The sequence below is a fragment of the Anaerovirgula multivorans genome (genome assembly GCF_900188145.1).
Classification (GTDB): domain Bacteria; phylum Bacillota; class Clostridia; order Peptostreptococcales; family Natronincolaceae; genus Anaerovirgula; species Anaerovirgula multivorans.
The window spans coordinates 61,500-81,991 of the sequence record NZ_FZOJ01000019.1; the positions used below are offsets into that span (position 1 = coordinate 61,500).

Sequence of the window (20,492 nt, forward strand, 5' to 3'; positions counted from 1 at the left end):
ATTAATAATTCTGTAATTTTTCACATTTTCATTATAACCCAGTGCAATACTATTTTTCCATAGCGTCTTTTCTAGAAATACTCCTCATGATAGCACTTTTATTTCGTTCCTCTACTTTCTGAATAGACCATTCATTTTCGAAGAGAACAACGGGTTTTTCCTCTTTATCCTGTACAATCAAGCTATCCATTGTTAGACTAAATCGATCATAATCAAAATTGTCTTGTTCTACCCAACGGATAAATCTATAGGGTAGTGTCTGCATTTTAATCTCTACGCCATATTCTTTTTCCAGACGATATTGCAGTACTTCAAATTGAAGAACTCCAACAACACCTACGATTAATTCCTCCACCCCTACAAAAGGTCTTTTATATACTTGTATCGCACCCTCTTCTGATATCTGTTCAATACCTTTTATAAATTGCTTTCTCTTCATAGAATCCTTTGCATAGACTCTAGCAAAATGCTCAGGGGCAAATACAGGGATGCCTTCGTATTGAATTTTAGAATTATCTTGGCATAGTGTGTCTCCAATGTTAAAAATTCCTGGATCATGGACACCAATAATATCTCCAGGATATGCTTCTTCAACAACAGCTCGATCCTGTGCTAAAAATTGTTGAGGCTGTGCCAACTTGATTGCTTTGTTTAAACGAACATGATTTACATTCATACCTTTTTCAAACTTACCAGAACAAATACGTATAAAAGCAATTCTATCTCGATGGGCAGGGTTCATATTTGCTTGAATTTTAAATATAAACCCAGTAAAGTTATTACTTTCAGGATCTATTTCCCCTCTATTACTCATCCTTGCCATTGGTGGAGTGGTCATTTCTAAAAATGATTCTAGGAAAGGACGTACACCAAAGTTTGTCATAGCACTTCCAAAGAATACAGGTGTTAATTCTCCCTTCAGAACCTTGTTAAGATTGAAATCATCTCCTGCCCCATCTAGCAGTTCAATTTCTTCCATCAATTGGTGATGTAGATTTTCCCCTAGTAAATCTTTAAAAACTTCGTCTTTAACATCACCTATTACGGATTCTACTATGCTCTGTCCATGCTTTCCTTCATTAAAAACCTCGATTTGAGATTTTATTCTATTATATACTCCCTTAAAATTACCATCGGTTCCAATAGGCCAATTCATGGGGTAAGACTGTATCCCTAGAACACTTTCTAACTCCTCCATCAACTCAAAGGGATCTTTTCCTGCTCTATCTAGCTTATTGACAAAGGTGAAAATCGGTATGCCCCTCATTTTACAAACTCGGAACAATTTTTTTGTCTGTTCTTCAACCCCTTTGGCACAGTCAATTACCATGACAGCACTATCAGCTGCCATTAAGGTTCTATAGGTATCTTCACTAAAATCTTGATGTCCAGGAGTATCTAGTATATTAATACAATATCCATTATAGTCAAATTGAAGAACACTAGAAGTAACAGAAATACCTCTTTGCTTTTCAATCTCCATCCAGTCGGAAACTGCATGTTTTTGCGCTCTTCTAGATTTAACAGATCCTGCTAAACGAATAGCGCCTCCGTATAATAATAGTTTCTCTGTTAATGTAGTTTTCCCGGCATCGGGATGCGATATGATAGCAAAGCTTCTTCTTCTTCTCACTTGTTGTAAAAACTGCTCTTGCATTTTTATTCCTCTTTCTATATTGATAATTTTCTAAGATAATTTACCCAATACAATTGATTTTATCCTTTTTACACCCCGTCTGTCAATTGCTATTCAAAACATTATTAATCTATTCTTGCAACGCCTGTCTCCTTGGCAGCTATTGCCACGGCAACCGCTACCTTTTCTACTACCCTTTTATTAAACACATCTGGTATAACGTATTCTGGTTTTAATTCATCTTCTCTGATAATACTAGCTATAGCGTAGGCAGCTGCCTGTTTCATGGCTTCATTGATTTCTCCTGCTCTGACATCTAATGCTCCTCTAAAGATTCCTGGGAAGGCCAATAGATTATTAATTTGATTTGGAAAATCGGACCTGCCTGAACCTACCACCTTAGCCCCTGCTTCTATCGCTAAATCTGGCATAATTTCAGGCACAGGATTTGCCATAGCAAAAACAATAGCATCTTTTTTCATGCTTTTCACCATTTCTTCTGTTACTACATTAGCAGCAGATACACCAATAAATATATCTGCTCCCTTCATGGCATCTTTAAGAGTTCCTTGCCTATTTGATTTATTAGTTAGCTGAGCAATTTCCTCCTTAGACCCATTATTATTAGGACTTCCAGCAAATACTACGCCCTTTCTATCACATAACAAAATATCTTTTGGATTCATTTCTAATAACATTTTTGTAATAGCTACACCAGCAGCTCCTGCTCCATTAATAACAATAGTCGCTTCCTCTATCTTTTTCTTTACTACCTTCAATGCATTAATAATACCTGCCACTACCACAACAGCGGTTCCATGCTGATCATCATGAAAAACAGGGATATCTAGTTCTTTTTTTAGCTTTTCTTCAATCTCAAAGCATCTTGGAGCGCCAATATCCTCTAGGTTAATCCCTCCAAAGGTGGGGGCAATCAACTTTACAGTTTTTACGATTTCATCAACATCCTTTGTTGCTAAACAAATGGGGAAAGCATCTACATTAGCAAATTCTTTAAATAAGATCGCCTTTCCTTCCATAACTGGCATTGCTGCTTCAGGCCCTATATCCCCCAATCCTAAAACAGCTGTCCCATCAGTAACTACTGCTACCATGTTTCCCTTAGCAGTATATTTATATACTGCTTCTCTTTTTTCATGAATTCTTTTACAGGGTTCTGCCACTCCAGGGGTATAGGCTAAGCTTAAATCCCCCCTATTTTCAATACTAACCTTTGATGCTACTTCAATCTTACCAACCTTTTCTTCATGCATTTTTAAACTATTTTCCATTAAATCCATTCTATTACCACCTTTTTAAATTCTTATCGTATTATTATAACACATTTCTCTCAATTTGATTTTATAAGAATATCATCATATAATAAAAATATAGCCATACACTCGTAAATCTAAATTTTAATACACAAGGAGCTACATTTACCGTTGGTGTTTGCATCTTTTAGCCATGGCAAAATCATTTAGTAACCTTTCTACAATTTGATTTAAGGACAAACAAGATCCTTCGCTATGCTCAGGATGATAATTTGAGAGGATTTTTGGAAATAATTAGCTTAAGTTAACGCCTATGATTAGCTTTTAAGTATAACAGTGTATATGTTTATATCTATATGAGCATAACTTAAGAAATAGCAACTGAGTAATTGTCTTATAACCAATGAGGAGGTAAGCTATGGGATTAAGGTTTAGAAAAAGCATCAAGCTTGGAAAAGGTGTACGAATGAATATAAGCAAAAATGGCGTTGGTCTTAGTGGTGGTATTAAAGGCTTTAAAGTAGGAGTAGGGCCAAAAGGTGTTCGTACAACAGCATCTATTCCTGGTACAGGTATCTCTTATGTTAAAGAAAATTTCTTAGGTAAAGGTAAACGTTCTAAGGAAAAACCACGCATTCAGGTGCAAAGTAAAAGTGCTTACAGCGCCTATTTACCCCAGGAAGTACCAAAGGAACTGCAAAGTGACAAATATCACCTTCAAGGTATCTTAGGCTTTATTGGAATTGCTTTTGTATTTGCCAGCTTTAAGAACTTAATCTTTATGCTAATAGGTATACTCTGTATTTATGGTAAAGGCATCTGGAGAAAAAAGACAGATTTCGCCGCTAAAAGCTATAGAGATGCTGTTAATTTTTATAAAATGCGAAAATATGACCAATGTATTCATGCTATAGATAAAATTTTTACCCATCCTAAAGCACAGCTTGATTTATATCTAGCTAAAGCAGAATGTTTATTAGAATTAGATGAAGTGAACCAAGCCTATGAAGTTTATCAGGAATATTTTAATCAAGTAGATCCTGCTATGCTTTCTCCATTAGATTATTGGTCGCCAAAGGCTAACGCTATAGCTCTGGCTATTGAACAAGAAGATTTTGATTTTGCCTTAAGGCTTATCGAAACTTTACCCGAAGAAAAAATCCAAGATATTGATTTCCCTTTATGGAAAAATTTCTTTAAAGGTCTTTGTTTTATGGGGAAAAAGCAATATGAAATATCTATTGAGGCTTTCAAAAATGCAATAGGAAGAAAAAGAAGAATGGAAGAACCTTATATTGACTGTCATTATTACATGGGGGTTGCTTACGCTAGGTTAGGCAAAACAAGTCTGGCTCAACAAAGATTCCAAAGGGTATATGGTACTAATGTCAACTATAAGAATATTGCCGCAATCATAGAAGCTATTTCCTCTGAAAAGGATATTAACCATCTCATCGAAGAAATATAAGAATACAGCTTATACAAAACATAATAATTTTGAAAAGCACAGCCGCTCTCTAGAATAGTTGTGCTTTTTAGAATTCTTTATCATCCGCTAATAATATTTGAAAGGCTCCAGGATTCGTTGGTTTACTGAAAAAATAACCTTGGGCTTTATGGCAATTTTCTTTTCTAATAATGTTTAATTGTCCTTCTGTTTCTATCCCTTCCGCAATGTTTTCTATTCCTAAAGATCTACCCATAGAAATAATCATAGATACGATAGCTCTTGCCTCTTGACTATGTTCGATACTTTGAATAAAGGACCGATCAATCTTAAGGCTATCTATTGGAAATCTTGTAAAGTAATTTAAAGAGGAAAAACCTGTTCCAAAGTCGTCAATAGATATTTTTACACCAATTTTCTTAAGGCTTTGAAGCTTATCAATATTTTCTTCAACATTTTTCATTGCTATGCCTTCAGTAATCTCCAATGCTAAATATTGGGGGTCTAAACCTGTTTCTAGTAAAATACTTTCTACTGTATTGACGAAATCCTCCCTTTCAAATTGAAGTACGGAAATATTTACTGACATGATTATTGGTTTATATTCTTTTGTTTGCCAAAGTTTGTTTTGTTTGCAAGCCTCCCTCAATACCCAATTACCAATGGAAACAATTAAACCAGTTTTTTCTGCTAAGGGAATAAACAGTCCAGGAGGAATAATACCCTTTTGGGGATGGCTCCATCGAATTAAAGCCTCTGCTTCCACAATTTTATTGGTTTTCATATCAATAAAGGGTTGGTATTCCAATAGAAATTCTTGATTTTCTAAAGCCTCATATAGAGCCCTTTCCATCATCAATTCCTCTGAAAGTTTTTGATTCATATTTTCGTTATAAATCTGGTATTGATTTGAACCCTTTTCCTTTGCCTGCAATTTTGCAATACTAACATTCTTTAATAGTGTATCTACATTTTTACCATCCTCAGGATAAAATACAATACCAGCTGTACCATAAATATGTATGGTATGCTCCTGTATAACAAAGGGTTTATTCATTTCCTCTAGTACTTCCTCTGTCTTTTTGATGATTTCGTTTTCGGCACCCATCTCGTAAAAAAGAATAATAAATTCGTCTCCTGACATTCGAGCCACTTTATTACTTTGTCCAGTTACTTCCTTTATTCTTTCTCCTGCTGTCTTTAATACTTTATCACCGACTCCAAAGCCATACATATCATTGACGCTTTTAAATTTCGATAAGGTTAATAAAACAACACTTAGTTTTTTTTCATCCGATTGTCTATGGGCAAGCTCTACCTCCAGCTCCTCTGCAAAATAGTTTCTGTTTGGCAGTTCAGTTATAGGATCATAATAAGTTAAGGAGCTGATCTTATCCATCATGATGTTAAAGCTTTTGCCAGCCTCACCTATTTCATCATTATAGTTCATTGCAGCTCTTATAGTTAAATCCCCCTTTGCTGCTTTATCAAATACTTCTTTTAGTTCAATAATAGGCTTAGTATTTTGATCAGTAAAGATTAAACTGCCTATTACCCCTAGCAGGACTACCAGTATACCAGTAAGCCCTAATAACACATATATCCTTGTCATAGGTTCCTTTACATAATAGGTAGGTATCTTCGATATAATTCTCCACCCATCAGTATGAGGTATAACATGAAAATAAGCATCACTTTCTATATCATTATAGGTATAAAGAACTCGTCCCTTTTCTTCTGATAAGATTTTCTTTGATGCTTCTACTAGTTCTGTATTTACATCTTCTGATAGAATAGTTATATTTTCTCTCATAATAAGGTCTCTATTAGGATGCGTAATAATTAGACCTGTTTTATCAGCAATATAGGAATATGAGTTAAGATCTTCGGATTCAAACCCTTCAACAAATCTGTACATTTTAACTAAGTCGATAGCTCCCCCCATTAAACCTATGACTTCTCCATCAAGGCTTTTTATTGGGACAGCCACAACAACTATTTTGCTGCCAGTGGATAAAGAAATTAAAGGATTGGATAAGACATTTTCCCCTGCCATTACTCTTGGGAAATAATCCCTGTGACTTAAGTTTCCTGCATCTGTTTTTATATTGGTATGGTAATCTCCATCTGTATTTGCGACAAATAAAATACTATAAGTATCGCTTTTCTTCGCCATTTCCATTTGCAAATAAGACTGAATCTTACTCCATTCCATGTTTCTTACTACTGCACTACTGGCATAAAGCTCAATCTCATTGACTCTCTCTTGAAGCCAATTTCCAATAATGTCAGCATAACTCTCTACATGTTTATAATTACTTTCTTCCAAAACATCTAAAACCACATCCTTAGTAAAAAGACTGTACATAGAGGTAAATAAAATAGTCAGAAGAATAACTCCCATAATGGTTATAGCTAAGGTTTTAAATCGAATACTTTTGAACTTCATCATAGCCATTCTATTTCACCTGCCCTAATCCATAAGATCATTGAATAAATTAGCATTCTCCACTTCTCCACAATTATTCTATCTATTACAATTGTTTTTCGACATTTTTCCGTAATATTCCTTCTTTTTCTTTCTTCCTGTTCCTTTCCACGATGATCAAACTTATTTATTTAATATCCATTTTTCAATCGTTAAACCGCTTTAAAAGAAATTCAGCATATAATTACTACAAATATTTTAGAAGATAGGAGAGTAGTCCTATCTACACCAAAATTAAAAACGACCAGGTACTCCTAGTCGTTATCATAATGAATTATTGAATTTTATCGTTTTACCACAAGATATCGTATTTCGTAAGGCTTTTCCTGTTTAACAAAGTAGTTGGTTCCCCAAACCCCTAATAAAATCATCAAAGCACCGACACCATGAAACCAATAAAATGGTTCATTCCTAAAAATAACACCAGCTATAATAGATATAACCGTTATGAGGTTGATAAAAACTGCTGATTTTGAGGCCTCCAGCTTTGATAGCATATAATTCATCATAAAAAATGCACCAACTGAGGATACCCCGCCTAAATATATAATAGAAATAAGAGCTTTTGTATTTTTCAAAGGTTCAAAGTAACTCATTAAGTTTCCTTCATAAAGATGTTGACTAACCGCTATGGCATTAAAAATAACGACACCAACCCACATCATCACATAGGTAATCTCTACTGGTTTAAAGTAGAAGGACGATTTTCTAGATAATATATTAAATACTCCAGCTGAAAAAACAGCACCTAATAGAATAAACATCCCTAAAAAGTTTTCATTTAAACTAATATTGCCCGTCATAAAAATAATAAAAATCACACCTATAACCGATAAAACAATAGATGCCATCTGCATTTTTCCAGGCTTTTCATCTAAAAAAATCATTGCCAATATTGTAACAACGACAGGAATTAGCGCAATCATCATTCCTGCTTCTGATGCAGAGGTCATATTCACACCAAGCGTTTCACATACAAAGTATAACACTGGTTGAAATAATGATAAGAAAAGTAATACCTGCAATCTTTTCCCTCTAAAATTCACATTGATTATACCTATAACCTGTAGTATTACTAACAGTATCATGGCAAATCCAAATCTAAGCCCTAATAAATGAAATGGTGTGAAAACATCAAGGGCTTCTTTAGTGAATAAAAATGAAAAACCAAATATTATTGCTACTAGTATTCCTGCTGCTATAGGTAAGTATCGGCTCTCTTGTTCCAATTGTTGTCACATCCTCATATTGATTTATAAGTTTTTCAAAATATCTTTTGTCCATTCCTTAACTCTATGGATATCTTTTTCCCTCTCTTTAACCAATGGTTCAAAAAATTCTATCTCACCAATGATATCATTGTGTTCTAATTCTGCCTTCATATTTTCAAAGGTTTTACCATTTTGTCCTCCATTACAGCTAAAGAGTGCAACCTTTTTGTTATTAAACCTTACGGTGCTAAAAAATGTTTTTAAAGGAGGAGCAAAGGTCCAAGCCCATACCGGTGTTCCGATAAATATTATGTCATAGTCTTGTGGGTTTTTATCTAAGGGATGTAAATCAGGTTTCTTTTTCATCATAACCTGACTACCACCCCAAAGGTATTTCATGAAGCCCTTTGAATTCAGTTCTTTTTGAGGTTTCAATTCCAATAAGTCAGCTTCGATATCACTAGCAATAGTTTCTGCTATAAGCTTTGTATTTCCTTCAAATGAGTAGTAAATCACTAACTTTTTATTCTTGCTTGATTTCTCCATTATTCAATAACTCCTCCCTTTAATATGCTAGAATATAAAGATGAATAGGTTAATCTTCCCTTCACTCTAGCACTTTCCATAAGTGATACTGTATGTACCTTTATTTCTTTTGATTTCAAATTCATCATTTTCTCCGATGTTTCAGCTTGCTGAAATGAATTTACTGACTATATTTGTCTATACTATGGATTCTACCTGTATAATGTAAAGAAATCAATGTTTTTTCTTCCCTATATATTGACAAAATTTCTTTTATTATAGCATTATTGCCAAAATGATAAAGGCTAATTCTCAGTCCTTATCTAAATCTTATTTCTATTACTTACTTTTATACAAATATACAAATATACAAAAAAATTATGACTCCTGTATAATAATATCCTACAAGAGCCACAAAGATTTATAAAATGAGACTTAATTCAGAGGGAGTTTTTACTCCCTCTGAATTGTAGCCGAATTTACTTCGAGGATGTAGTGCTTGATCTCCCGCTTTAAGTAGACAACCGAAAGTTTGGTTTCTAACTTTCGTGTTGGTCGCTTAGTTTGTTTATCTATAAGCAGATAACCAAAATCTTTGATTTTGTGTTAGTCGCTTAGTTTGTTTATCTAGAAGAAGCGGGAGATCAAGCACTACACCGAAGGATAAACTATTAATAAATAGCAGGTGTGATATTAGTAATACCAGTTACAACCTTATCTGTTGGATTATAAAATCTATGCCCTATGTTCTCCTTTATATATACACTATCTCCAGCGCTAAGACAATACTTCTTCTCCTCAAGATATATCTCTAATTCTCCTTCAATTACAAAAATACATTCATCTGCTTCATGGTTAATATTTTCATCGCTTGTCCATGATTTAGGTGCTAGAGTAAAATATATAATTTCCATCTTAGGCATCACTTTTTTATCAGCAACCATAGGTGTCACAAACTCATATACAATGCTGCTCTCTGGTAAAGCCAATTTCTTTCTTTCAGATACTCTCACTACCACAGGATCTATTGTATCATCATGTAAGAAGGTAAATAAGGGTACCCCTAATGCAACTGCTATCTTCCTCAAGGACGATAAGGAGGGTTCTATTATATCTCTTTCCACCTGTGAAATATAACTGGCGGTGACATCAATCTTAGAAGCTAGTTGATTTAGAGTCATTCCCTTTTTATGTCTTATTTCTCTAATACTTTTCCCTAACAAGTTCATCATTCCTTCCACATATAATCAATTGTATTCACAGCAATAAAAATAAACAAATACTTCAATTATTATCTTACCATTTATAGTTATGAACCACAAGTTTGACTTTTTTAACTATTCCCGAAAGTAGATGAGCATAAGTGGACAACCGAAAGTTATGAAAAATATTTTAAAACACCCTCTATAACAGTTTGCTTTAGAGGGTGTATCGTTATATCATTTATACAATTTTAGGTTCTGGATATTCTGTGTCGAAGGTTTCAACGGTCACTTCTTCTATACGTTGATCATCAAGGGGCTTGTCTCTATGATCTCTTTTCACTGCTACAATCTTATCCGCTGTTTCTATTCCCTCGATTACTTTACCAAAGGCAGCATATTGTCCATCTAAATGGGGAGAATTAGCCACCATAACAAAGAATTGAGAGCCAGCTGAGTCTGGATCCATTGACCTAGCCATAGAAAGCACACCCTTTGTATGCTTCAAATCATTTTTAAAGCCATTGGAGGAAAATTCCCCTTCAATAGAATATCCTGGACCGCCGACTCCTGTCCCTTGCGGATCTCCACCTTGAATCATAAAACCAGGAATTACACGATGAAAAATTACTCCATTATAAAATCCCTTCTTTATTAAAGAAATAAAATTATTTACTGTGTTAGGAGCGATATCAGGATAAAGCTCTGCCTTCATTTGGCCTCCATCCTCCATTGTAATCGTTATGATTGGATTCTTCACAAACATCTTCCTTTCTACATTTTTTATGGTGATATTTACCTCTTTATCCATATTACTATAGTATTTACACTATTTCTAGTTTTTCATTCAGAAGAAATAATTCATTATGGATAGAATAATATTATTATCATTTTAAAAAAATAATTAAAACATTGACATCAAAACCACGATATCGTAATATTATAATATATAGATATTTAGGAGGTGTTTTCGTGGAGTCCTATAGCAATAACCCCAAACTATTTGAAGCATATGCTGAAATATTAAAAGCCCTTGGGCATCCAATCCGATTATGTATTATACGGGGTTTGTTAGATACAGGCGGTTGTAATGTAACTAAAATACAAGATTGCCTGGATATCCCCCAATCCACCATATCACAACATCTTGCTAAGTTAAAGGGGGCAGGTATTATTGTAGGTGATAGAAATGGATTAGAGATTACCTATCGGGTAGCAAATGAAAAAGTCGAAAAGATTATAAAAATACTGTTTGATCAATGACTGCAAATATAATGGCTTCATGCATTAAAATTAAGATTAATTAACGATTATATTGATGTGATGTCATATTTGTATCGTGATAATCGCAATATCGTTATATATAGATTTAAAAATATAAATAATTAGGATTGAATATTATTATTTTAAGGAGGAAGAAAAATGGCTAAAAAAATATTGATCGTTGGTGGTGTTGCAGGGGGTGCTACAACTGCTGCAAGATTGAGAAGATTAGATGAAAAAGCAGAAATAGTATTGTTTGAAAGAGGAGAATATATATCCTTTGCTAACTGCGGGCTTCCCTATTATATAGGGGGTATTATCGAAGAAAGAGATGCCTTACTGGTTCAGACTCCAGAGGACATGTCTAGAAAATTCAACATAGATATTAGAGTATTCAATGAAGTTACTAAAATCAATCGCGAGGATAAAAGTGTAACTGTAAAAAACTTAAAAACTGAAGAGCTTTACCAAGAATCCTATGACTATATTGTTCTCTCACCAGGGGCTAATCCTATCTTTCCACCTATACCGGGAATCAATGAAGCCGATAACTTATTTACCTTAAGAAGCATACCCGATACCGATAGAATTAAGGATTATGTTGATAATAGGAAGCCTAAAGCTGCAATCGTCATCGGTGGTGGTTTTATTGGCATAGAAATGGCAGAAAACCTACATTATAGAGGCATTGAAGTCACACTAGTGGAGATGGCAAATCAAATTATGGCTCCCATTGACTATGAAATGGCAGCTATTCTCCATAATCATTTGAGAGATAAGGGAGTGCAGCTTATACTTGAAGATGGAGTAAAGGCCTTTGAGGATTCTGGTAAAAAAGTATTGTTGCAAAGCGGCAAAGCAGTTTCAATAGATTTAATTATTTTAGCTATTGGGGTCAAGCCCGAAAACCAGTTGGCTAAGGAAGCAGGTTTAGCTTTAGGAGAAAAAGGTGGTATACTTACTAACCCTTACCTAGAAACCTCCGATCCAGCTATATACGCCATTGGCGATGCCATTGAAATCAATGATTATATTAATGGTAACCCCGCCATGATCCCATTAGCTGGCCCTGCCAATAAACAAGGACGAATTGCAGCTAACAACATTATCGGGAAAAGAGAAACTTATTCCGGTACTTTAGGAACTGCTGTGGCAAAGATATTTGATATGACAGTGGCTTCCACGGGAAATAATGAAAGAACTTTAAAACAGCTTGGAGTGAATTATCAAGCAATCCACCTCCATCCAGGCTCCCATGCTGGCTATTACCCTGGTGCTTTTCCCATATCAATGAAGCTATTGTTTGAATCTAACAGCGGCAAAATTTTAGGTGCTCAGGCGGTTGGTCATAAAGGAGTAGAAAAACGTATTGATGTTATTGCTACTGCCATTAAAGGTAATCTTACCGCTGTAGACTTAAAGGAATTGGAATTGTCTTATGCGCCACCCTTCTCCTCCGCTAAGGATCCTGTAAACATGCTGGGTTTCGTAGCAGCTAATATACTAGAAGGTCTAACAGATACTTTTCAATGGTATGAAATAAAAGATATTCTGCAAGCAGATGCATTATTGATTGATGTAAGGGATGAAATCGAAAGAGACTTAGGTTATATCGACGGTTCCATCAATATTCCACTAGGAGAATTGAGAAATAGGTTACCTGAAATTCCTAAAAACAAGACAATTTATGTTTATTGTCAGGTAGGTATTCGTGGTTATATCGCTGCTAGAATTTTAATGCAGGAGGGTTATAAGGTGAAAAACCTAGACGGAGGATATAAGACCTATCAAAGTATCTATGCTGCCAACAGTGGAGGTAATTGTCTGGTAGAAGTAGATGATTCGGGCGTTGCCAAAATTCACTGTAATCCTAATGAAGACATTAAAGCTGATCTTCATATTAATGCCTGCGGCCTACAATGTCCTGGTCCTATCATACAAGTATATAAAGCCCTAGAAGAGATGCAATCTGGCGAAGTATTAGAAGTAAAAGCTACTGATCCTGGCTTTATGAAGGATATAGCCTCTTGGTGCTCAAAAACTGGTAATACTCTAATCAAATCTCAAATGGATGGTAAAACCTGCAAGGCCTTGATTCAAAAAGGATCTACTTTAGGAGCTAAGCATGTTGTCTCCTCCTCTCAAGAGAGCATCATAAATGCTAACAAAGATGCCGCTACCATGGTTGTCTTTAGTGGTGATTTAGATAAAGCTCTAGCTTCCTTCATTATAGCCTCTGGTGCTGCTTCTATGGGAAAAAAAGTAACCTTGTTCTTTACCTTTTGGGGATTAAATATTCTTAGAAAGGATTCTAGTCCTAAAGTAAGAAAAGATTTCTTGGAGAAAATGTTTGGTTGGATGATGCCAAAGGGTCCTAAGAAATTACCAATATCTAAAATGAATATGGGTGGAATGGGTCCTAAAATGATTCAACACGTGATGAAACGTAAAAATGTAGATTCTCTTGAAACCCTAATAAAAAATGCCATGGATATGGATGTCAATATTGTAGCTTGTGCCATGTCTATGGATATTATGGGTATTAAAGCGGAAGAGCTTATTGATGGCGTAGAGATTGGTGGTGTTGCCACCTACTTAGGTGAAACACAGGATGCCAACTTGAATTTGTTCATTTAAACAAGACGATCCCCTGTGAAAAGGCTTCACAGGGGATCTATTAATCTAGTTCAAACAATTCAAGTAAAGGTTCTCTATAATCTACTTGTCCTGATTTAATGGTAATGACAGATTGATAGACATCACTATTACTAATAATCATTGGCATAATAGGAGATTTTGCTTTATTCTTTATATATTCTAAATCAAATTGGATCAATTTATCTCCTGGCTTTACATCATCTCCAGTTTGGACAAAGATCTGAAATCCTTCACCTTGTAATTTCTCTGTTTCAATACCAACATGTATTAAGATATCTGCTCCATTTATACTTTTTATCCCAATGGCATGCTTGCTGTCCATAATATGTATAATTCTACCCTCGACTGGAGAAAGCACCCATCCATCTATAGGCAGTATTGCTACTCCTTCTCCCAGGATTTTTCCATTAAAAACCTTATGCGGAATTTTCTCTATTGGAATGACTTCTCCCTTCATAGGAGATAATAAAATCTCACTGTAATTACTTTCATCCTCGATCATTTCTCTACTATCAATTATCTCGATTTCTTCATCCTCTCCTATATCCAATATTCCCTTAAGTCTTTTCATTAGCTTTAATAGAAATTCTGAAATAAAAACACCTCCCACAATCTCAATTATAATCTATTATTATACTTTTTGTGAAGTTCAAATGTAGAGGAAAAACTATTTTTTTATCATTAATTTTTCCTTGGGGGAGGTTTCTATTTTTATCATTTAACAAACTTTGCTTCCTTTTTTCGTTATCTTGTCAGCAATTCCTGATGATGTGTAAGAATCTGGTTTTAGACAGCATTTGAAACCCAAGGCCATTACCCATCCTGCTATTTCTTTAATTAGATACTTTGTTTCCCCTTGATGTCCAATATCAACGTGTACCTCCAAGGAAGCGTTAATATCATTTTCTAGTATATAGTCCATTACCTTTGAAGCTAACTCAATGCTATATTGAGTTTCTTTTAAAATTTTTTGTTTTAGACTTTTCATGTTTTTTACTTTTTTAATATCATAAAAGAATATTCCGCCTTTTGACTTCCGAACTAGGGCAATAACAGAAACCACCTTTGTATAACCATCAACACTTTGAGAATCTGTGCCAACAGAAATAACATATTCAAATTCAGAATCTTTCTCGGTATACTCCTTAATTTTTTCACAGACCTTGTTAAAGCTTATCTCACCATAGGTAATACTTTTCATCATAACACCTCCTGGCTATTTCTGTGTTTATTTGCTATTATATTCTCTATCCTTATTTTATGTTATTCACAAATAATTATTTTAAGTTCTCTATAATTTTCTGTTAAATCCTCGTTATGCTCATCTTAACAATTTCTTTACATTTTCTTTAGTTTTCTTTCTAATTTGTTCATGGTTTTCTTAGATGTAACTGTTATAATAAACTTAGTTAAAACAACCTGCCGGAGATTATTGACAATGCATAGTTTAGTGTTTTGAATATCCATATAATATTTAACTCCTTTAAATATTATGTTAACCTTGAAATTTATATTTCCTACACTAAACCCCTAAGCTATTGTCAGTCGAACTCATTGTTCTAGAGGCAGGTCTCTTTTTTTTGTGGGAATAAAGTTTGCTCATCAATTTTCAATTCCTGCCATTTTCATTAAGTATAAAGCATTCCTAGTTGTAGAAACACCCCGTCTTAATTTATAATCAAAAAATATTTCATCTTCCTTGTAGTATTCTTGAAAATGATAGTTTACTACTTTCCCATTGCTCTCTTTTTCTAATTCTCCTAGCTCAAGATCATGGGTTGAAACTAGTCCAATTGCATTTTGTTTGCAAAGTTTATTTATTAACATTTTTGCTCCTAGATGCCGATCATGAGAGTTGGTTCCTTTAAATATTTCATCTAGTAAAAAGAATACTTGCCTGTCCTCTTCTGCAGCTTTGACGATTTCCTTAATTCGCAATAGTTCAGCATAAAAGGAAGATATGCTTTTTTCAAGATTGTCGCTAACCCTCATGCAGCTGAATAATCTCATGAAGGAGCATTCAAATTGCTGGGCACAAACAGGTGCTCCTGCATATGCCAGTACAAGATTAATTCCAGCTGTTCTTAATAATGTACTTTTCCCAGACATATTAGATCCTGTAATTAACAATATCCTTTTTGGTTCCTCTATGATCAGATCATTATGAACCTGTTTGTTTGTTAATAAAGGGTGTCCTAAATCTCTAGCTCTTAACACTGATGCTTCCGACGTAAATTTAGGTATAGCCCAATGGGGATAGTCAAAGCTAATCATAGCTAGGCTGGATAGAGCCTCCATCTCTCCTAACGTTTTTAACCATCTTTCTATCAAATGCCCGGAGTGGTGCTTCCATCTCTCCAACGCTATCATACATTGATAGTCCCATAAGAGAATAATGTTAATAGGTAAAAACAACATATTACCTCTATTTGAAATGCTATCTACTAGCTTCTCCAACTTCTTTAATTGTTGAAATGCTAGAAGTCTTTCTTGATTCTTAATTTCATCCTTCAAATTCCTTAAATATTTCGATGTGAAATTAGTTTTTTCAAAGTGTCCTAGCATTTTCCCATAAACTTTAATGTTCCTTTGATAGGTAAATATAGTTTTTAACGCTTTATTTCTTTCTTTTAATCCCAGCAAAAGTAGAACAATATGTACCAAAACTGCCAGCACAGGAATAATTTTTGGAATAACACGAATTCCAAAAGCTAATAAAAAGGTAAGTATCGTTATCATCGGCAGAATCCGTATTATAAATATCATATCTCGTCTAGCATAAAACCTATTATCACTGTTCATATATGCTAATAACTTCTGCTCATCTCTCATTTCTTCAACTATTTGCATAGCTTCTGCTTGGTATTTTTGTCGCCACCATCGTTTATTTCCTAGTTCATTCATTGCTTCTTGTTTCTCAGATAGCTTATGGAAGTTATGACAAGGTTTTGTTAGAATCTCTTTAAGTTTTTTTCTACCAAAATTAGTATTAGCAGTAGTAATCCATTGAAAAAGAGAGCCTCTCCCCAAAATGTCAAGATCCTGTGAAAACTCGTGCCCTTCATCTCGAAATTCTTCTCCTATATCTTGAAAGTCTACCCATTCCCCCTTTAACCTTTTAATAGAGTTGTCATTGATTTTCAGTATAGCTGCTACATACTTATAAAACTTTCTAACCCTATGGTGCACGATCACTAAATAAATAAATAGTGCTGAAAAAATGATGAGAGCACTCCAAAACAAATAATATAATTCTATTCTATAGGCAAATGTAGCTACAACAATTCCAGCTACGGCAGCCGTTAGTCTCCAATTTCCTATTGAATTTATTGTCTTCTCCAATCTGCTACATAGACTTTGATAGCTTGATTTTCGCTTTTCATATAGATTTCCCCTATTTTCCAGTAGTCTCAATCCTTTCTATTAATCACAAACTATCTTAAACTGGACACACCTTATATTCTCCATTGATTAAAAAATAAGACTATAGATAAGCTGTCTATCCATAGCCCTTCTAACTATCTTATTTTTCTCATTAATTCCATATTTTCCTCATATTGGCTATGGTTTTATTATAAAAGTATTATTATACAAGTACAAGAAATATTTATTGTTCAAAGACTAACTGATAGGCTTCAAGCTGTCTCAAAGAGCTAAGCTCTTCATCTTCCCTCATATATTCGACTAATTCAGGATCTTTTTCTGTAGCACTGATAAGGTCCTTCAATGCTTTTTCTGACATATCCATTAATGCATATAAGCAGGCTCTATTATAGTAGAGTACAGCAACATCTTTATTATAATGAATCGCTTCATTTAGAACATGAATTCCCTTTTCATACTGTCCCTGCTCCTTATAAATAATAGCTAAGTTAAAATAACTGTATGGGAAGTGGGGATTTTGTTGTATAGATATGATATAATAATTCTCTGCTTCATCAATATTGCCTAACTTCTTCATAATTACTCCCATGTTGAAAAGGGCCTTGAAATTTTCAGGATCTATCTCTAAACCTCTTTTCATCATCTCAAGAGCTGATTCATTTTCATTTATTTCTTCATATACCGATCCTAAATTCACATATGTCCAGAAATCTTCAGACTCTAGCTCGATCACTTTTTTATAATATTGTATAGCCGTCTTTTTTTGTCCCAGTTCATCATAGGCATTTGCTAAAAAAAAGTAAGCTCTATCATAATAGGGATCTAATTCTATTGCTTTTTTATAATATTTAATTGCCATCATGTAATTTTTTTCATTGTCGTATGCAATTGCTAAACTATAGTACCCTCTAGCTTCCTCCGGATTAATATCTAAAACCTCTTGATATTTTTCTTTAGCTGCATCGTACTCCCCTAATTCATCATATAACAATCCCATGTCTAGTAGCAGCTCTATATCTTCATGCCCACCTTTACATCTATAGGCTTTATCATAAAAATGAAGAGCTTTTTCCAGTCTATTTTCTTCTTTGAATTTGTTGCCTATAATTTTATAATTGTCCATCATATACTGATTATCCTTCATAGCTATAATCCCTTCCTACGCTCTCATTAATTGTAAAATAATCTACTATCAATAGTATCTCTTAGTTACCATGAGTTTACTTATTTTTCATTATAATTATTCAAACTAAATTTGCTATAGGTATAATACACTATATTCACCCTATACTACTACTAATTTTATACCCTATATTCATATTATATCTATCCTTCCTAGATTTTTTCAATAAAACTTTACAAAATTTTTAATAAATAGGACCTGCTATAGATTCAGCAGGTCTCTAAAAATCACTATCATTTTTTTCTACTACTTTAGCATTTAGTTCATCCTTGAGCTTGATATCAATATTTAAACTTGGCAATGCTTTCCTGCAATTCCTCTGCTAATTTCGCCAGCATCTCACTGGAACCTGCTACTTCCTCCATTGTAGCCGCCTGCTCTTCCACCGATGCAGATGCTTCCTGAGTCCCTGCAGCATTTTCTTCGGCGATAGCCGATAAGCTTTGAATAATGTCAATGATTTCACCCTTCTTTTCATCCATAGCTTGTCCAGAGATATTTAATAGTTCAATAGCTTTTTTTGTGTTTTCAATAGATGTTGCAATACCCTGAAACTTTTCTTTTGTTATTCTAACACTTTCACTTTGTAATGCCGATAGCTTTGATACTTCCTTCGTTCTTTGTACTGCATTTTCTGTTTTACCTGTCAAATCTTTAATGATAAGAGCAATTTCTTCAGTAAAGCTACTAGACTGTTCAGCTAGCTTACGTATTTCCTCCGCAACAACTGCAAAACCCCTGCCTGCATCTCCAGCCCTTGCTGCCTCAATCGCTGCGTTCAATGCTAAAAGATTAGTTTGCTCAGCAATGTTTTTAATCATTTGACTGGCACTATTTATTTTTTCTGCGCTATTGTTGGTGCTGATAATGGCTTTGTCGATTTCCTCGGAGGCTTTAGCATTTACTTCTGTTTTTTCAACTAAATCCTCTAATACCTCAAACCCTTCATCTTTTAATCTTGTTACCTCATCAGCAGATATATTTAGTTCCTTTATGTAGTGTAGTTCTTTTTCTATAAGCTCTCCCATCTCTCCTACTCTACCTGCTCCTTGTTCAGTATCTCTAGCTTGATCACTTGCTCCTTTGGCGATTTCTTCAATGGTCCTTGCTACTTCCTCCGCTGCTATACTAGTCTGTTGACTTGTGGCAGTAAGCTGTTGAGAAGAAGAAGCCATCTGCTGAGATGCATCAGCAATGGTAACAATGAATTTTCTAAGACTTTCCGTAATGTCCTCTAATGATCTTGCCAAACTGCCTATTTCATCATCTTGATTGATAATTTTCTGAGGAATATTATGTGAAATATCTAAATCTGCAATTTTCTTAGCATGATTTACAGAAATAATAATAGGATCGGTTATTTTTTTTCCAATGATAAAGGTTACAATTGTTGCAACCAATATTGTAACTAACATAATTCCAATGAATACATTTCTTATATTTGCTAAAGCATCTTTTATTAATTTAGCTGCTTCATCTTTACTAACTCCAACAAATAGGATACCTATTATATCTCCATTTTTAGCAAGTAATGGATCATAGGCGGTTATGTAGGACTTCCCTAAAATATCGGCTTCTCCAACGTATCTATTGCCATCTATTACAGAAGAATATGCAGCACTATCTTTTCCTAAAAATGTACCAACAGCCCGACTTCCATCCTCTGTCATTACATTGGTGATAACTCTTAAAAAGTCATCATTATTTTTAACAAATATAGTTGCAACATCCCCCAAATCCTCCATGATAGCATCTACTATTTCAAAACGACCCTCTATTTTCTTTCCATCTTTATCTAATAAATCACCATTTTGATATGTAATATTTCCAAAATAATTTTCTAAATACATCTTAGCAGCTCCTATATCCCCATCCAGCTTTTCGTTTAGCAACCTTTCTTCAAGATTTTTCATCCCTTCTGAAGCCCTATAATACCCTAAAGAACTAATAGCTACTGCAATAAGAACTATTAGACAACAAAAATATAAAATTAATTTAGTTTTGATGCTTTTCATAGAACGCCCCCCTTTTTAATAATTTTATATGCTTATTATTATATATTATCTCTTTTTTAGAATTTGAAACAATTTCTTTTGTCGTATTCCATCATAAGTAAAGACTTTATGTCGTATATATTCTCAATATATGAAGTAAATTTGCCTTCATGTTAATTATAATATTCGATCTCATTCTACATTTTCCTCTATATTTCGACAATTTA

Annotated in this window: 17 protein-coding genes; 3 read left to right on the plus strand and 14 right to left on the minus strand. The window is 34.1% G+C overall.

The genetic code is table 11. The features are described 5' to 3' along the window. Positions 1–49: 49 nt before the first annotated feature. Both CHB72_RS16800 and CHB72_RS16805 read right to left on the minus strand, forming a co-directional pair. A complete protein-coding gene (locus CHB72_RS16800; protein ID WP_089284028.1) occupies positions 50–1,657 on the minus strand; it encodes a peptide chain release factor 3 in 1,608 nt (535 codons plus the stop codon). A gap of 104 nt (positions 1,658–1,761) precedes the next feature. Further along, a complete protein-coding gene (locus tag CHB72_RS16805; protein WP_089284029.1) occupies positions 1,762–2,937 on the minus strand; it encodes an NAD(P)-dependent malic enzyme in 1,176 nt (391 codons plus the stop codon). 391 nt (positions 2,938–3,328) lie between these two features. Here CHB72_RS16805 and CHB72_RS16810 point away from each other — a divergent pair, with 391 nt between their 5' ends. Next, positions 3,329–4,378, plus strand: a complete 1,050-nt coding sequence (locus CHB72_RS16810; RefSeq protein WP_089284030.1) for a DUF4236 domain-containing protein — start codon at positions 3,329–3,331, stop codon at positions 4,376–4,378. Positions 4,379–4,445: 67 nt separating this feature from the next. On the opposite strand, the gene CHB72_RS16815 is transcribed toward CHB72_RS16810, so the two are convergent. From CHB72_RS16815 to CHB72_RS16835, 6 genes are all read right to left on the minus strand, one after another. Beyond that, positions 4,446–6,815, minus strand: a complete 2,370-nt coding sequence (locus CHB72_RS16815) for a bifunctional diguanylate cyclase/phosphodiesterase (RefSeq protein WP_089284031.1) — start codon at positions 6,813–6,815, stop codon at positions 4,446–4,448. Between the two features lie 314 nt (positions 6,816–7,129). After that, positions 7,130–8,074: a DMT family transporter gene (locus CHB72_RS16820; RefSeq protein ID WP_089284032.1), complete on the minus strand. Its 945-nt coding sequence runs from the start codon at positions 8,072–8,074 to the stop codon at positions 7,130–7,132. Positions 8,075–8,098: 24 nt separating this feature from the next. After that, positions 8,099–8,602, minus strand: coding sequence for a flavodoxin family protein (locus CHB72_RS16825; RefSeq protein ID WP_089284033.1), 504 nt, complete (start codon positions 8,600–8,602; stop codon positions 8,099–8,101). Continuing rightward, positions 8,602–8,727, minus strand: a complete 126-nt coding sequence (locus tag CHB72_RS27825) for a hypothetical protein (RefSeq protein WP_278277861.1) — start codon at positions 8,725–8,727, stop codon at positions 8,602–8,604. The genes CHB72_RS16825 and CHB72_RS27825 overlap by 1 nt, the downstream gene beginning before the upstream one ends. 525 nt (positions 8,728–9,252) lie before the next feature. After that, positions 9,253–9,813 (minus strand): helix-turn-helix domain-containing protein, encoded by a 561-nt coding sequence (locus CHB72_RS16830; RefSeq protein WP_089284034.1) that lies wholly within the window; start codon positions 9,811–9,813, stop codon positions 9,253–9,255. A gap of 211 nt (positions 9,814–10,024) precedes the next feature. Then, positions 10,025–10,549, minus strand: coding sequence for a peptidylprolyl isomerase (locus tag CHB72_RS16835; RefSeq protein ID WP_089284035.1), 525 nt, complete (start codon positions 10,547–10,549; stop codon positions 10,025–10,027). A 206-nt stretch (positions 10,550–10,755) separates the two neighbouring features. Between CHB72_RS16835 and CHB72_RS16840 the strand changes: the two genes are divergently transcribed. Continuing rightward, positions 10,756–11,046: an ArsR/SmtB family transcription factor gene (locus tag CHB72_RS16840; protein WP_089284036.1), complete on the plus strand. Its 291-nt coding sequence runs from the start codon at positions 10,756–10,758 to the stop codon at positions 11,044–11,046. A gap of 159 nt (positions 11,047–11,205) precedes the next feature. Continuing rightward, entirely contained in the window at positions 11,206–13,683 is a 2,478-nt protein-coding gene (locus CHB72_RS16845; RefSeq protein WP_089284037.1) for a CoA-disulfide reductase, read from the plus strand. A gap of 40 nt (positions 13,684–13,723) precedes the next feature. Here the strand turns inward: CHB72_RS16845 and CHB72_RS16850 are convergent, their stop codons facing one another. From CHB72_RS16850 to CHB72_RS16870, 6 genes are all read right to left on the minus strand, one after another. Next, entirely contained in the window at positions 13,724–14,275 is a 552-nt protein-coding gene (locus CHB72_RS16850; RefSeq protein WP_089284038.1) for a PTS sugar transporter subunit IIA, read from the minus strand. A gap of 147 nt (positions 14,276–14,422) precedes the next feature. Continuing rightward, positions 14,423–14,905, minus strand: coding sequence for a ribonuclease H-like YkuK family protein (locus tag CHB72_RS16855; protein ID WP_176431430.1), 483 nt, complete (start codon positions 14,903–14,905; stop codon positions 14,423–14,425). A gap of 137 nt (positions 14,906–15,042) precedes the next feature. After that, complete coding sequence (locus CHB72_RS27830) at positions 15,043–15,171, minus strand: hypothetical protein (protein WP_278277862.1); 129 nt, start codon at positions 15,169–15,171, stop codon at positions 15,043–15,045. Between the two features lie 135 nt (positions 15,172–15,306). Continuing rightward, positions 15,307–17,046 carry a MutS family DNA mismatch repair protein gene (locus CHB72_RS16860; protein ID WP_242975168.1) on the minus strand — a complete coding sequence of 580 codons (1,740 nt, stop codon included), beginning with the start codon at positions 17,044–17,046 and terminating at the stop codon, positions 15,307–15,309. A gap of 265 nt (positions 17,047–17,311) precedes the next feature. After that, on the minus strand, positions 17,312–18,232 hold the full coding sequence (locus CHB72_RS16865; protein WP_242975169.1) for a tetratricopeptide repeat protein: 921 nt from the start codon (positions 18,230–18,232) through the stop codon (positions 17,312–17,314). A gap of 320 nt (positions 18,233–18,552) precedes the next feature. Beyond that, positions 18,553–20,286: a methyl-accepting chemotaxis protein gene (locus tag CHB72_RS16870; RefSeq protein WP_089284040.1), complete on the minus strand. Its 1,734-nt coding sequence runs from the start codon at positions 20,284–20,286 to the stop codon at positions 18,553–18,555. Between the last annotated feature and the right edge of the window lie 206 nt (positions 20,287–20,492).

Coding starts and splice junctions, on each gene's coding strand:
- CHB72_RS16800 (WP_089284028.1), bottom strand. CDS start 1,657: ATGCAAGAGCAGTTTTTACAACAAGTGAGAAGAAGAAGAAGCTTTGCT.
- CHB72_RS16805 (WP_089284029.1), bottom strand. CDS start 2,937: ATGGATTTAATGGAAAATAGTTTAAAAATGCATGAAGAAAAGGTTGGT.
- CHB72_RS16810 (WP_089284030.1), top strand. CDS start 3,329: ATGGGATTAAGGTTTAGAAAAAGCATCAAGCTTGGAAAAGGTGTACGA.
- CHB72_RS16815 (WP_089284031.1), bottom strand. CDS start 6,815: ATGGCTATGATGAAGTTCAAAAGTATTCGATTTAAAACCTTAGCTATA.
- CHB72_RS16825 (WP_089284033.1), bottom strand. CDS start 8,602: ATGGAGAAATCAAGCAAGAATAAAAAGTTAGTGATTTACTACTCATTT.
- CHB72_RS27825 (WP_278277861.1), bottom strand. CDS start 8,727: ATGAATTTGAAATCAAAAGAAATAAAGGTACATACAGTATCACTTATG.
- CHB72_RS16830 (WP_089284034.1), bottom strand. CDS start 9,813: ATGATGAACTTGTTAGGGAAAAGTATTAGAGAAATAAGACATAAAAAG.
- CHB72_RS16835 (WP_089284035.1), bottom strand. CDS start 10,549: ATGTTTGTGAAGAATCCAATCATAACGATTACAATGGAGGATGGAGGC.
- CHB72_RS16845 (WP_089284037.1), top strand. CDS start 11,206: ATGGCTAAAAAAATATTGATCGTTGGTGGTGTTGCAGGGGGTGCTACA.
- CHB72_RS16850 (WP_089284038.1), bottom strand. CDS start 14,275: ATGAAAAGACTTAAGGGAATATTGGATATAGGAGAGGATGAAGAAATC.
- CHB72_RS16855 (WP_176431430.1), bottom strand. CDS start 14,905: ATGAAAAGTATTACCTATGGTGAGATAAGCTTTAACAAGGTCTGTGAA.
- CHB72_RS27830 (WP_278277862.1), bottom strand. CDS start 15,171: ATGGATATTCAAAACACTAAACTATGCATTGTCAATAATCTCCGGCAG.
- CHB72_RS16865 (WP_242975169.1), bottom strand. CDS start 18,232: ATGAAGGATAATCAGTATATGATGGACAATTATAAAATTATAGGCAAC.
- CHB72_RS16870 (WP_089284040.1), bottom strand. CDS start 20,286: ATGAAAAGCATCAAAACTAAATTAATTTTATATTTTTGTTGTCTAATA.